Source organism: Tolumonas lignilytica, assembly GCF_000527035.1.
Lineage (GTDB): Bacteria > Pseudomonadota > Gammaproteobacteria > Enterobacterales > Aeromonadaceae > Tolumonas > Tolumonas lignilytica.
The window spans coordinates 2,296,580-2,309,862 of record NZ_AZUK01000001.1; the positions used below are offsets into that span (position 1 = coordinate 2,296,580).

General features: G+C 48.6%; 9 protein-coding genes. 5 read left to right on the forward strand and 4 right to left on the reverse strand.

All coding sequences use genetic code 11. From position 1 onward, the window contains the following. Positions 1 to 128: 128 nt before the first annotated feature. Complete coding sequence (gene aguB, locus H027_RS0110760) at positions 129 to 1,013, forward strand: N-carbamoylputrescine amidase (protein WP_024872462.1); 885 nt, start codon at positions 129 to 131, stop codon at positions 1,011 to 1,013. A 24-nt stretch (positions 1,014 to 1,037) separates the two neighbouring features. Further along, the gene (gene aguA, locus H027_RS0110765) at positions 1,038 to 2,132 is read left to right on the forward strand and encodes an agmatine deiminase (protein WP_024872463.1); all 1,095 of its coding nucleotides are present in this window, start codon (positions 1,038 to 1,040) and stop codon (positions 2,130 to 2,132) included. 71 nt (positions 2,133 to 2,203) lie between these two features. Here the strand turns inward: aguA and H027_RS18390 are convergent, their stop codons facing one another. Next, on the reverse strand, positions 2,204 to 6,052 hold the full coding sequence (locus tag H027_RS18390) for a bifunctional diguanylate cyclase/phosphodiesterase (protein ID WP_024872464.1): 3,849 nt from the start codon (positions 6,050 to 6,052) through the stop codon (positions 2,204 to 2,206). Positions 6,053 to 6,157: 105 nt separating this feature from the next. Then, positions 6,158 to 8,359 carry a primosomal protein N' gene (gene priA / locus H027_RS0110775; protein WP_024872465.1) on the reverse strand — a complete coding sequence of 734 codons (2,202 nt, stop codon included), beginning with the start codon at positions 8,357 to 8,359 and terminating at the stop codon, positions 6,158 to 6,160. A 144-nt stretch (positions 8,360 to 8,503) separates the two neighbouring features. On the opposite strand from priA, the gene rpmE reads away from it, so the two are divergent. Both rpmE and H027_RS0110785 read left to right on the forward strand, forming a co-directional pair. Then, positions 8,504 to 8,716 carry a 50S ribosomal protein L31 gene (gene rpmE / locus H027_RS18680; protein WP_081741466.1) on the forward strand — a complete coding sequence of 71 codons (213 nt, stop codon included), beginning with the start codon at positions 8,504 to 8,506 and terminating at the stop codon, positions 8,714 to 8,716. Between the two features lie 178 nt (positions 8,717 to 8,894). Then, on the forward strand, positions 8,895 to 10,139 hold the full coding sequence (locus H027_RS0110785) for a malic enzyme-like NAD(P)-binding protein (RefSeq protein WP_024872467.1): 1,245 nt from the start codon (positions 8,895 to 8,897) through the stop codon (positions 10,137 to 10,139). Between the two features lie 75 nt (positions 10,140 to 10,214). Here H027_RS0110785 and H027_RS0110790 read toward each other — a convergent pair whose 3' ends face one another. Then, complete coding sequence (locus tag H027_RS0110790) at positions 10,215 to 11,330, reverse strand: porin (RefSeq protein WP_024872468.1); 1,116 nt, start codon at positions 11,328 to 11,330, stop codon at positions 10,215 to 10,217. A 494-nt stretch (positions 11,331 to 11,824) separates the two neighbouring features. On the opposite strand from H027_RS0110790, the gene glpX reads away from it, so the two are divergent. Then, on the forward strand, positions 11,825 to 12,832 hold the full coding sequence (gene glpX, locus H027_RS0110795; RefSeq protein WP_024872469.1) for a class II fructose-bisphosphatase: 1,008 nt from the start codon (positions 11,825 to 11,827) through the stop codon (positions 12,830 to 12,832). 62 nt (positions 12,833 to 12,894) lie between these two features. On the opposite strand, the gene H027_RS17755 is transcribed toward glpX, so the two are convergent. Next, on the reverse strand, positions 12,895 to 13,281 hold the full coding sequence (locus H027_RS17755; protein WP_024872470.1) for an acetyl-CoA sensor PanZ family protein: 387 nt from the start codon (positions 13,279 to 13,281) through the stop codon (positions 12,895 to 12,897). Positions 13,282 to 13,283: the final 2 nt, after the last annotated feature.

Sequence of the window (13,283 nt, forward strand, 5' to 3'; positions counted from 1 at the left end):
GATGGATGATGGTGTGTTTTTCTACACTGCAGCTCATTAAATTTAAGCTATACCTAATACCGGACTGCCGGAGTAATCCACCGGATATATTTTCGTTCAGATACGCTTTCACACAGAAGGAGCTTGTTATGGCATTAGTGACTGTGGCTGCCACCCAGATGGCATGTAGCTGGGATATCGACGGCAACGTGGCCCGCGCTGAGAAACTGGTTCGTGAAGCTGCTGCCAAAGGGGCGCAGATCATTCTGATCCAGGAACTGTTCCTGACGCCGTATTTCTGTATTGACCAGAGCCCGGAACATTTTGAACTGGCACAGACGCTGGAAGACAGCCCGCTGATCAAGCATTTTTCAGCGCTGGCGAAAGAGCTGGATGTCGTGCTGCCGCTCTCTTTCTTTGAGCGTGCCGGTAATGCGCATTACAACTCACTGGTGATGATCGATGCCGATGGTGAAGTGCTGGATGTCTATCGCAAGACCCACATTCCGAACGGCCCGGCGTATCAGGAAAAACAATTCTTCACACCGGGCGACACCGGCTTCATCGTCTGGGAAACCAAATACGCCAATGTCGGTGTCGGTATCTGCTGGGATCAGTGGTTCCCGGAAACCGCGCGCAGTCTGGCGCTGCTCGGTGCCGATGTGATTTTCTTCCCGACCGCGATTGGTTCAGAACCGGCTTATCCGGAAATCGATTCGCAACCACACTGGACCCGCGTTCAGCAAGGTCACGCGGCAGCCAACATCATTCCGGTGATTGCCTCTAACCGTATCGGTACGGAGCAGAGCAAATATGTTGCAGGGCTGGAAATGACATTCTATGGTTCTTCGTTCATTGCCGATCAGACCGGTGCGCTGGTGGAACAGGCGGATAAGACCAGCGAATGTGTGCTGGTGCATACCTTCGATCTGGATGCGATCCGCAAACAACGTATCAGCTGGGGTCTGTTCCGTGATCGTCGCCCAGCGATGTACGGCACCATCATGACCTCCGACGGTGAAACTTCCTGGTAATAGCGCAATCAAGGACATCAGGATATGACAATTAAGACCATGACCGGCCTGCCGAAGCAGGACGGTTTTTTTATGCCAGCTGAGTGGGCGGCACAACAAGCCGTGTGGATGATCTGGCCGTTTCGCCCGGATAACTGGCGTGAAGCCGGAAAATTTGCTCAGCGCACCTTTGCCAAAGTCGCCGAAGCCATTGGTGGGGCAACTCCAGTGTATATGGCAGTACCGGAACAATTTATGGCTCAGGCAAAAGCCATCATGCCTGCTGCCGTGAATCTGGTTACGATGAATTCTGACGATTGCTGGGCGCGGGATACCGGCCCGACCGTGGTGATCAATGGTCAGGGCGAATGCCGTGGCATCGATTGGGGGTTTAATGCCTGGGGTGGTCATCATGGCGGCCTCTATTTCCCGTGGGATCAGGATGAGCTGGTGGCGCGGCAGATGCTGGCGGTTCATGGTTTTGATCGCTATGAAGCCCCGCTGATTCTGGAAGGTGGCTCGATCCATGTCGATGGTGAAGGCACCTGCATGACCACGGCAGAATGTCTGCTGAACAAGAACCGTAACCCGCATCTTTCCAAAGAACAGATTGAAGCGTATCTGCGCGACTATCTGAACGTCAGCACCTTTATCTGGCTGGAAGAGGGCGTGTATATGGATGAGACTGATGGTCACATCGATAACATGTGCTGCTTTGCCCGTCCGGGTGAAGTGATCCTGCACTGGACCGATGACGAGACCGATCCGCAATATGCGCGCTCACAGGCGGCGTACAAGGTGTTGTCAGAAGTAGTCGATGCCAAAGGTCGCAAACTGAAGATCTGGAAACTGCCACAACCGGGCCCGCTGTATTGCACAGAAGAAGAATCTGCCGGTGTGGTGGATGGTACCGGTGTGCCGCGTGATGCCGGTGGTCGTCTGGCGGGTTCTTATGTGAACTTCCTCATCACCAATGACCGGATCGTTTATCCATTGCTTGACCCGAAAACCGATGGTGAAGCACAGACGATCCTGCAGCAGATTTTTCCTGCGCATACCGTGGTCGGTGTGCCAGCCCGCGAAATTCTGCTTGGTGGCGGCAATATTCACTGCATTACCCAGCAAATCCCAAAAGGTTAAGATACTGACACAGGCGCGAATTTTCGCGCCTTTTTTATTTCATGGTTGTTCGATTTTTACTTCATCTGTTTCTATGGCATCGCCTGTGTGCGCAACAGTTTTTCAAATTGTTCGGCAGGCACGGGCGGGCTCATTAAATAGCCCTGATAACAGTCACAACCCTGTTCCTTTAAAAAGGCCAGTTGTTCTTGCGTTTCCACCCCTTCAGCAAGCACATTCAACTGAAGTGTATGGGCCATGGCCACGATGGCGGCGGCAATTTCCATATCGCTTTTCTTGTGCGGAATGTCATCGACAAAACTTTTATCGATCTTCAAGACATCCAAAGGAAAGAGCTTGAGATAAGAGAGTGATGAATAACCGGTCCCGAAATCATCAATGGCGAGTCGAACGCCATATTCACGCAAGGCATTCAAGATCTCTACCGCTTCTGTTTCATGTGCCATCAGGGCACTCTCGGTCAGCTCCAGTTCTAAGAGTGATGGTGGAAAACCGGTGTTGTTGAGGGCATTGATGACCGAATCTTTGATATTGCTGTAATGAAATTGCACTGGAGAAATGTTAACGGCCAGATGAATGGCTGGTAACCCCTGTTGCAGCCAGGCGTAACCTTGACGGCAGGTTTCCATAAGCACCCATTCGCCGAGTTGTTTAATCAGCCCGGTTTCTTCTGCGACAGGAATAAACAAGGCCGGGGATATCAGACCATGTTGTGGATCTTGCCAGCGCACCAGTGCTTCCGCGCCGATAATCCGATCATTTTTGATGTCAATTTGTGGTTGGAAATAGACCCGCAACTCGTTCTGCTCAATGGCTTTGCGTAATCGGAGTTCCATATCGAGTCGTTTTTCTGCGGCCAGCGTCAGGTCATCCGAGAAATATCTGAAACAATTACGGCCTTGCGCTTTGGCGCGATACATGGCGGCATCGGCTTGTTTTAACAGGTCTTTCTGGGTCAGCCCGTGTTCTGGATATAAACTGATCCCGATGCTGACACCAATGACAATGTCTCGGCCATTGGGTAAATGGAAAGGATCTTTGAGCAGTTGCAAAATATCTTCGGCAATATGTTCTATGTCTTTGATTTCGGCATTACCCTCAATCAATATCGTAAATTCATCACCACCCAGGCGACAAATAGTGTCAGAAGTACGCATCCGGTGCAGTAATCGCTGCGCGACTTCTTGCAGTAACACATCACCGATCTGATGGCCGAAACTGTCATTAACATTCTTGAACCGATCCAAATCCAGCATCATTAACGCTACCCGCGTTTTATTTCGGGCTGCCAGTTCTATCGCATGATTTAAATTGATGCCCAATAAGGTGCGGTTGGGTAACTGAGTTAAGGGGTCGTGGTGCGCTAAGTGGGCTAATTGGGCTTCGGCGGCTTTCCGCTCAGTAATATCATTTGCCATCGACATCAGTAAAACCTGACCATCGGTATCTTTTCCTAATGGCGTGGATTGCATATCCCAATAACGCAGCGAGCCATTTTTACAGTGGATTTCGAATTCCCCATTGTGCACAAGCTCGGTGATCGGTGGTGCATCATCAGAAATAAAGTGTTCTGTGTGCGGTGCCAGCGGTATTGCCACCTTTTCCCACGCACTGCGATAGGGAATATCTTCCAGAGTATAACCACTCAGTTCCGCCCAGCGACGATTCAACGTCAGACCTTTGCCAGACTGGGTATATATCACCATCGGGCTGGGGGAGTTCATGATCGCGGTACGGAAACGGTGTTCACTCTCTTTTAATTGAGCATCACGTTGTAAATTATCGAGCGCAAAAGAGACGTCTATCGCGATTTCAGCCAGCGTTGTCTGAATTTCCGGAGTGAAAAAATCAGGAGCAGAGGCATAGAGATTGATTGAGCCAATAACTTCACCAGCTAAACGGATCATGAAATAGCTCGACGCCGAGATATTGGCTTTGGCGGCAGCGTCGTGAAGTGTCGGCATGATATCGGAGTGTTGACAATCATTGATGATCAGATTTTTACCACTGACTAATGCCTGCACAACGGGGGTACTTTTGAAAAAATCCGGTTCAAGCTGAGCTTGTTCCATCATCCAGCGGGTAAAGCCACCATCATCACCATAAGCATGCGTCATTGCTATCTGTTGTGTCTGTGGGTCAAACTGGCTAATCCATGCATAGATGAATTGGCCATGTTCGACGGCAATTTCGCAGATTTGAGTAAAGAGTTCATCCTGATTCTTACAACGGACAATGCTCTGGTTGGTCTGTGACAACATGTCGTAGAGATCTTTTTGATGCCGCAATTCCAGCTCGCTGGCCTTGCGTTGCGAGATATCTTCAACAACCGAGATAATAAAAGAAATATTGCGGTCGGCGGTTCTGACGCAGCGCGTGTCTATATTGACATCAATCAGCCGGCCGTCCTTATGACGCAATTGTTTTTCACATTGATAACCATCTGACAGATCGAGTTCCATTTGCCGTATGGCTTCAATATCGGCTGCTCTGTAGGCAGGCGCGGTTAAATCGGCGAGTGAAACTTCAGCCATTTCAGTTCGACTGTAACCGAGCAGTTCCGCGAGTTGATCATTGAAGCGGATCCAACGGCCGGTTTGCGAATGGGTAATCGCCATGCCAAACAGTGGTAGGTCAAAAAAGTGCCGCAATAAGCGATCTTTTTCGCTGGTTTGCCGCTGCAGTTCCAGCCGGTTCGTGTGCTGCTGTTGTTTCCATAACAGGCTGACCACAAAAATCACCATGAGACTGGCAAAAAACACCACCAACGTGACCCAATAGACCAGGGTGTAAAGTGGTGCAAAAAGCTCTGATTTATTTTGTGTCACGAGCAAATACCAACCGGAATGTTGGACGCTGGTATAGCTGGCTATCACGTCATGATCATCAAAAAATTTCCCCTCGAAACTCCCATTTTTAGTTGTCATGACGTGGTCGAGTTCTGTCTGTGTATGTTTATTGAAACTCAGGGTCATTGTTTTGGTGTGCAGTACGTCATTTGCCGGAAGCGCAATAAATGACAGTTGGTCATCATGTGGCTGCAGTAAATATGTGTTTCCAGTATGTGTGGTACTTGGCCAGTTTTTAATGAGCGGTAATAAGTTGGTTTGCAGATCCTGACTCATGATCAATGTACCGACGGGTTCTTTTGTCCTTGCATCGATGATGGGAACCTGGATGTCGAGATAGACACGATTGTTTTCATCCCAATACCAGCGGGTCTTGAGCGTAGTGGGTTTTGTCTGATTATCGCCATTCCCGAGGGTGTTATGTTCCTGAAAATCAATGACCATCTTATGTACAGGAACATGACCATAAATCACGCGGGGAGTGTTTTGCTGGTCAAGGATCAATAGGGAATTGTAATGCTTATTTTGCAATAACAGTGTTAATGGTTTTTCCAGTGCTTCTGTTGTGGTGCTACCGCCAAAATTCAGCAAGGCAACAGCCTGTGAAAAAGCTTGATCGCTTTGCATGATTAAGCCGTCACTAAGACGCTCGTGTAGCCAGTTTTCAATTTGCTCCGTTTTCGTTTTAGCCAGCGCATTGAGATCGATCAGGCTGTTTTCTTTGATCTGTTCACCTTGAATGTTATAGATCAATGCCGGAATCAGTGGAATCAGCAGGATCTGAAAGGCAAACAGCCCAATCAAACGACGAGAGGAAGAAGATTGTTTGGGAGTATCTTTAATGGTTGCGTGAGATTTCAGATTAAGTAACAAGTAGAGCAGAAAGCTGGTAATGGCAACGAACAGAAAGCCTTTACCAATGGATAGCGATGTCAGCCATTCTCGATCCGTGATCAACCAGTTCAATAGCTTGTCAGAAACAGCGATCCAAAGTGCAGCAAACAAGGCGTAATACAACACGATGTTGACGGATGAGAGTTTGCGATGTTTCTGGTTTTGTTGATTTTTCATAGGTCAGGTATGACATCCGGAAGGTCGACTTCGCTCTCTGAGCTAACCTCTTGAGTATTAATGTTGTTGACCTGCTTAGCAAATAACCAGCTTATATTTCATGATCTAGCCAGCTATTTCCTGCGGATCGATATCCAGATGCCAACGTAGCGAGTGTGTCATGGGCAGCGCATCAATAGCCGGCACTAAATGATGCAGATAGTGTTGCAAGTGCATGCGCTGAGAACACTGGAGCATCAATAACATACGGTAACGGCCAGCCCGCCGTTCCATGACTGGGCTGATCGGGCCAACGAGTTGCAAGTCAGGTGCCCCATAATGATGACAAATCTGGGTGGCTTGCTGCATAAACTGCTCAAGCAGTTCTCTGGATGGCGCATCCGCACGCAGCACAGCCTGAAAACTGAACGGCGGCAGCGATAGTACCTGTCTCTCTTGTAAACAGGTTCGGGCAAAATGTGCGTAACCATTGTTCAGTAAATCTTGCAGCAAGGCGTGCTCCGGGTGATGACTTTGCAGCACGACCATGCCGGGCTTATTGGCCCGTCCGGCACGTCCGGCAACCTGAACGTAAAGTTGTGCCAGCCGTTCGGTTGCCCGGTAATCAGAGGCAAACAAGGCTCCATCAACATCCAGAATGCCGACTAAGGTCACATCAGGGAAATGATGACCTTTGGCCAGCATCTGGGTGCCTAACAAGATTTGATATTCCCGGTGACGGATTGCGGTGAGATGCGCTTCTAATTCACCTTTACGACGGGTGTTATCGCGATCAATGCGTATCGTTTTATACGCCGGGAAGCGTTGCTCCAGAAATTGGGCTAACTGTTCGGTGCCAACGCCAGAGCTGACCAGATTGCGGCCATGACACTCAGGACATTGCGAAGGCACTGGGCGCATATGATCACAATGATGACAATGCAGGCGTCTATCCTGCTGATGCCAGGTATAAAACGCATCACAATGCGGGCAGGCGGCCACCCAACCGCAATCATGGCAAAGCAGCGCCGGGGCATATCCTCTGCGATTTAAAAACAGCATCACCTGATTGCCGACCGCCAGTTGCTCATCCATCAACTGCAACAATTGGGGGGCAATACCGGCCTGCAAGGGCACATGTTTTACATCCAGTAAATGCTGTTGTGCCGCCTGTGCTCCACCGGCGCGTTGTTTCATCTGCAGATGGTGATAACGCCCTTGCAAGGCATTGTGCAGGCTTTCCAGCGACGGTGTGGCAGAGCCAAGTACAATGGGGATCTGTTCCCGCTGGGCCCGCACGATTGCCAAGTCTCGGCCATGGTAACGGAACCCTTCCTGTTGCTTGAACGACATATCGTGCTCTTCATCGACGACAATCAACCCCAGTGAGTTAAATGGGGTAAAAATCGCAGAGCGGGTGCCGATCAATATGGCCGCTTCGCCTGCCTTACAAGCCAGCCAGGTATCCAGTCGCTCCCGATCATTCATACCGGAGTGCAGTGTCAGTATCGGGGCATGAAAGCGACGACGAAAACGGCGCAACAATTGGGGTGTCAGTCCGATTTCCGGCACCAGCACGAGTACCTGTCGCCCTTGGGACAATTTTTCTTGTATTAACTGCAGATAAATTTCAGTTTTGCCAGAACCGGTTACCCCTTCCAGCAGAAATGGACGTCGATCTTCAGCCTGACTGATGGCAGCCAATACCGCCGCCTGTTCGAGATTGAGGTAGGGCACATTCTCTTCATGTAACAGCAGATGATCGAGCCATTCTCTGGCCTGCAAATGCAGATCAAACGGGCGGATCAACTCTTTGGCGGCGAGCTGTTTTAAGACGGGAGTATCAATCCCTTGTTCACGTAATTCTGCTGCCGGTAAAGGCCCGTCTTGTAATAACTGCAATGCTTGCTGTTGGCGAGGTGCACGTTTCAAGTTGGCCTGCATATCAGGCTTTGACGAACTCAGCTGCCAGCATGGGATCGGTTTTCGTTCTGCCGGTTCCCCTTGGCGTAGCAGAACGGGGAGCGCGTGATGCAGCACCTCACCCAGCGGGTGGTGATAATAATTGGCAGCCCACAATAACAGACTCCACAATGCTGGTGGAAAGAGCGATTCAGTATCCAGGATCCGGGAGATGGGTTTCAGTTTATCCAATGGCAATTCAGTCTGGGTGGGATGCGCAACCACCAGACCGACTAACTGTTGCTTGCCAAAAGGAACGCCAACCCGGCTTCCGATGGGGGGGCGGGCATCTTTGGTTTGGTAATCAAAGCGGCGATATAGCGGTACCGGCAATGCCACCTGAATAAGAGAAGAAGTTTCGGGCACGGGAAGTCTGTTTTTTCTGCGTCTTTACTTGCGGGTGTGATGCCTATCCTATATCATTCTGACCCTTGAAAATATCCGTTTAATGTTTCGTGTGGTGTCTGGCTTCGGGTCAGATGGCGACACGGCCTGAATCAGAGGTTTCCCATGAAAGAAGGTATTCACCCAGACTACCACGAAATCACTGCAAAGTGCTCTTGTGGTCACGTGTTCGTAACCCGTTCTACCGGTAAAGATCTGAACCTGGACGTATGTTCAGAGTGTCATCCTTTCTACACCGGCAAACAGAAAGTGCTGGACACTGGTGGTCGTATCGATCGCTTCAAAAAACGTTTCAACGTACTGGGCGGCAAGAACTAATCTTCCCTCTGTTGATGTGTTTTCAAACAATGCCAGCCTCGTGCTGGCATTGTGCTTTTTAGCGACATAAAATTTTTCCATGATGGATTCAATCAGCCCTTGTGATTGGTATTTGCTGGTCTATCATCAGAAGAAAATTAACCAGTGTCGGTTATTTTATTCTGCACAGGGAGTCTCTATGTCCGCCGATCTTCGTCAAGCTGCTCTTGATTATCATGCTCATCCGGTTCCTGGCAAAATTGCCGTTGCACTGACCAAACCGGCAGAAACTGCCCATGATTTGTCGCTGGCTTATAGCCCGGGCGTGGCTGAACCGGTACGTGAAATTGCGGCCAATCCGGATGATGCGTATCGCTATACCTCAAAAGCGAATTTGGTTGCGGTGATCACGAATGGTACCGCGATCCTCGGGTTGGGTAATTTGGGGCCGCTGGCATCAAAACCAGTGATGGAAGGTAAAGCACTGCTGTTTAAACGTTTTGCCGGGATTGATGCGATCGATATCGAAGTAAAACACACGGACAATGCCGATTTTATCCGCACAGTGGCCAATATCGCCGATACCTTCGGTGGTATCAATCTGGAAGATATTAAAGCACCGGAGTGCTTTGAAATCGAACAAGCCCTGATCGAGTTATGTGATATTCCTGTCTTCCATGATGATCAGCACGGCACGGCCATCGTTACGGCGGCGGGTATGCTAAATGCGCTGGAGATCCAGGGGAAAAACCTCGCCGATGTACGCATTGTCTGTATGGGGGCCGGGGCTGCAGCCGTGGCTTGTATGGATCTGTTGATCGTCTGTGGCGCCAAACAGGAAAATATCTACATGCTGGATCGTAAAGGTGTGATCCATTCCGGCCGCACCGATATCAATGAACACAAACGTCGTTTCGTCAATGATTCTGGCCTGACCACACTGGCACAGGTCATGGATGGTGCAGATGTGTTCGTGGGTGTTTCTGGGCCGAATGTATTGGCTGCCGAACTGGTAAAAACGATGGCACCCAATCCGGTCATTTTTGCCTGTTCCAACCCGGATCCTGAAATTCAGCCGGAACTTGCTAAAGCTGCGCGTAGTGATTTGATCATGGGAACTGGTCGTTCCGACTATCCGAATCAGGTGAATAATGTTATTTGCTTCCCGTTCCTGTTCCGTGGGGCGCTGGATGTTCGGGCTCGGCGTATCAACAGTGCCATGAAGCGTGCGGCCGTGGAAGCTATTCGCTCCATCGCGAAGGAACCTGTACCTGCTGAGGTATTGCATGCGGCAGGTGTCTCTGCGTTGACCTTTGGTGTTGATTACGTGTTACCGAAACCGATGGATCCGCGTTTATTACCGCGTGTGGCCCGTGCCGTTGCATTGGCAGCGGTGGAGTCGGGTGTGGCGCGTATTGCGTTAGCTGATAATTACATGCTGTAACGAGAATATCGTTAGAAATAAAAAAGAAAAGCCGCCAAAAGGCGGCTTTGAATTTTATCCCGGAGTCTGGAAAGATTAGAAATCGTAACGCACAGCCAGTTGGTAGTCGTTTTTGTAATCAACACCATTAGCGGTTGTTGCAGAATAACCTGTTGCAGATGCATTCACACCGTTGTCTTTATTGTTGATACGGTATTCAGCCATAACACGCAGATTTTTGTTGAATTTGTACTGAGCGCCCAGAGTGTAGTAGTCAACAGCATTAACATCTGCACTACCACTCACTTTCTGCTTCATTTTGTTATAAGTGCTCATCAGGCCGAAACCGTTGGCAAAGTTATAACCTAATGCTGCTTCAGTCCCAGTGATATCAACTGCATTGGTACCAGAATAGAAGAAGTTAGAACCTTTGTCGTAGTTCAGCGCGGCATACCAAGATTTGTCATCAAATTTCGCGCCGATGATCCACAGTTTGGCATCGCCTTCACCAGTCACTTTGTGTTGTGCCGCATTATAACCAGTACCTACAGAGAATCCTGATGGGTGGTTGTAGCTAACCGCAGCGCCATAAGCAGCGACATTGGCAGTAGTTTCGCTAGTAGATGCACCAGAGACAGTGCTGTTTACATCGGTGCCGTTGCTGTCAAATTTATAGTCAGCATCAAACTGTACATTGTTGAATGTACCGGTATATTTCAGCATTTCGCCTGCACGGTAAGTACCGTATTGGTCTGCTTTGATACCCAGACCATCGTTACCGTAACCATCAGTCAGGGCAACGTCAGTCCATGCGGCCATAGTGCCGACTGCACCGTATTGACGGCCAAAAGTAACAGTACCGAAGGTGTCATCTTTCACACCACCGTAAGCCAGACGAGTGGTTACGTTGCTGCTGTTTTCTTTAACGTCAGTTTCAGTAGATTGTGATTTGAACTGAGCTTCATAAACACCAATGGCTTTCTGAGTGCTGCTGATTGCAGTTTCGCCTTTAGCACCCAAACGGATGTAGTTGTTAGAGCCGTATTTTTCGCTCTTTTCGGTGCCATTGTTTTTGGTGCCCAGGAATTGACCTGCATAAGCACGACCGGTCAAATCAATTTTAGTGCTGTCTTTGTTATAAACTTCAGTTGCATTCGCTTGAGTTGCAGTTGCTACCAGAACAGCCACGGCCACAGCAGTTAATTGTTTCATCATCGATCCTTCATTTTTTTGTGAGGGTTGAGTTGCCCCTGAGTAATTCCGCAATGAATACTAAGGGGGTAAAATGACAGTTTTGTTACCGCTTGATTAAGCTTTTGTTGTGGTAGTGTCTTATTTATTCGTTTTAGCTAAAGCTAAATAAGTCACAATAGATTGTGATTTTTTATTTACTTTATTAGGGATAATGTTTTTATTTTTATTAATTATTTTAAATTTAATTTTTTAAATTAATTAAATTTGACTTTTAATTATTTAATTAATCGATAGGTTTGATTTTTTAGTAAAAATATATTCATGTTTATTAAAAACCAGGAATAACTATTTCCTGTTTGAAATAAAATGAAGCACATGAGATGCCAGAGATAACCGGGCGACAACATAAAGATATCATTTTCAGGTTGCTCGGCAGCTACCCGCAAATGTGGTAAACTCCCGCCCATTCTGCTGCTGGGCAGCAATTTTCAAAGCATCTGCAGGTATCCCTAATGAGACGTGAACTGGCAATTGAATTTTCCCGAGTAACTGAAGCGGCTGCCCTTGCTGGCTATAAATGGTTGGGGCGTGGTGATAAAAACCTGGCTGATGGCGCTGCGGTGGAAGCCATGCGCTATGTGCTGAACCAGATTGAAATCGATGGTGAAATCGTCATTGGCGAAGGCGAAATTGACGAAGCGCCTATGCTGTATATCGGTGAAAAGGTTGGTTGTGGCGGTGATGGAGTTGATATTGCTGTTGATCCGATCGATGGTACCCGCATGACAGCAATGGGGCAGAACAACGCGGTGGCTGTGTTGGCCGCAGGTGATAAAGGGTCATTCCTGAAAGCGCCTGATATGTACATGGAAAAATTAATTGTTGGTCCACGTGCGAAAGGTGTGATTGACCTGAATCGGCCATTGGCTGAAAACATTGTGGCTGTTGCCCGCGCACTGGATAAACCGCTGCACCGTCTGAGCGTCATTACCTTGGCAAAACCGCGTCATGACGCAGCCATTAAAGAAATGCAGGATATGGGTGTGCGTGTGTTTGCGATCCCTGATGGTGATGTGGCGGCTTCGATGCTGACGTGCCTGCCAGATAATGAAATCGATATGCTGTATTGTATCGGTGGTGCGCCAGAGGGGGTCATTTCCGCGGCCACGGTGCGTGCGTTAGATGGCGATATGCAAGGCCGTCTATTGCCGCGGCATAAAGTGAAAGGCGATACACCAGAAAACCGTGTATTGGGCGAACAGGAAATTTCACGTTGTCAGCAAATGGGCATTGATGTTGAATCGGTGCTGACACTGAAAGACATGGCGAAAACCGATAACGTGATCATTTCTGTCACAGGGATCACTAAAGGTGATTTACTGGAAGGGATCACCAGTGATGGCATGCTGGCGACGACAGAAACGCTGCTGATCCGTGGTAAATCACGTACTATCCGCCGGATCCATTCAACACATTACCTGCAACGTAAAGATGCGCAGATCCAGAAAATCATTTTCTGATCGGCAAAAAGTCTGTTAACAAACTGAACATCAGCCATTGTGCTGGTGTTCAGTCAGTCAAATTACAAATCAAGATACCACTGGCTGCCATCGGCATAAAAGCCAGCCTGTCGTAAAAAAGCCTGCAAACCGGCCGATTCATGTTCAGCAACCTGACTGAGATCGATGCTGATCCGCGGCTGACCTTGTTCAATTAACTTGCGTAAGGTATCGGCTAACAAATAACGGCCAATTCCACGACGACGTGTTAAATCCCGCACTGCAAAAAAACACAACTGATCATTCTGACTAATGGCTAGCCCAACAACACGATCATTGAACGTTGCCAAATGCCAATCACCTAAAGCATGTGCAGTGTCGATGGTGAGTTGGTGAGCTAGTAACAATTTACTGAGACTGTCTTGCCATAATGGCAACACCTCATGGGAGTGATGAACGGTCAAACGCATGT

Bases quoted from the DNA above. Each gene is read 5' to 3' on its own strand.
- aguB (WP_024872462.1), top strand. From the start codon at position 129: ATGGCATTAGTGACTGTGGCTGCCACCCAGATGGCATGTAGCTGGGAT.
- aguA (WP_024872463.1), top strand. From the start codon at position 1,038: ATGACAATTAAGACCATGACCGGCCTGCCGAAGCAGGACGGTTTTTTT.
- H027_RS18390 (WP_024872464.1), bottom strand. From the start codon at position 6,052: ATGAAAAATCAACAAAACCAGAAACATCGCAAACTCTCATCCGTCAAC.
- rpmE (WP_081741466.1), top strand. From the start codon at position 8,504: ATGAAAGAAGGTATTCACCCAGACTACCACGAAATCACTGCAAAGTGC.
- H027_RS0110785 (WP_024872467.1), top strand. From the start codon at position 8,895: ATGTCCGCCGATCTTCGTCAAGCTGCTCTTGATTATCATGCTCATCCG.
- H027_RS0110790 (WP_024872468.1), bottom strand. From the start codon at position 11,330: ATGAAACAATTAACTGCTGTGGCCGTGGCTGTTCTGGTAGCAACTGCA.
- glpX (WP_024872469.1), top strand. From the start codon at position 11,825: ATGAGACGTGAACTGGCAATTGAATTTTCCCGAGTAACTGAAGCGGCT.
- H027_RS17755 (WP_024872470.1), bottom strand. From the start codon at position 13,281: ATGCGTTTGACCGTTCATCACTCCCATGAGGTGTTGCCATTATGGCAA.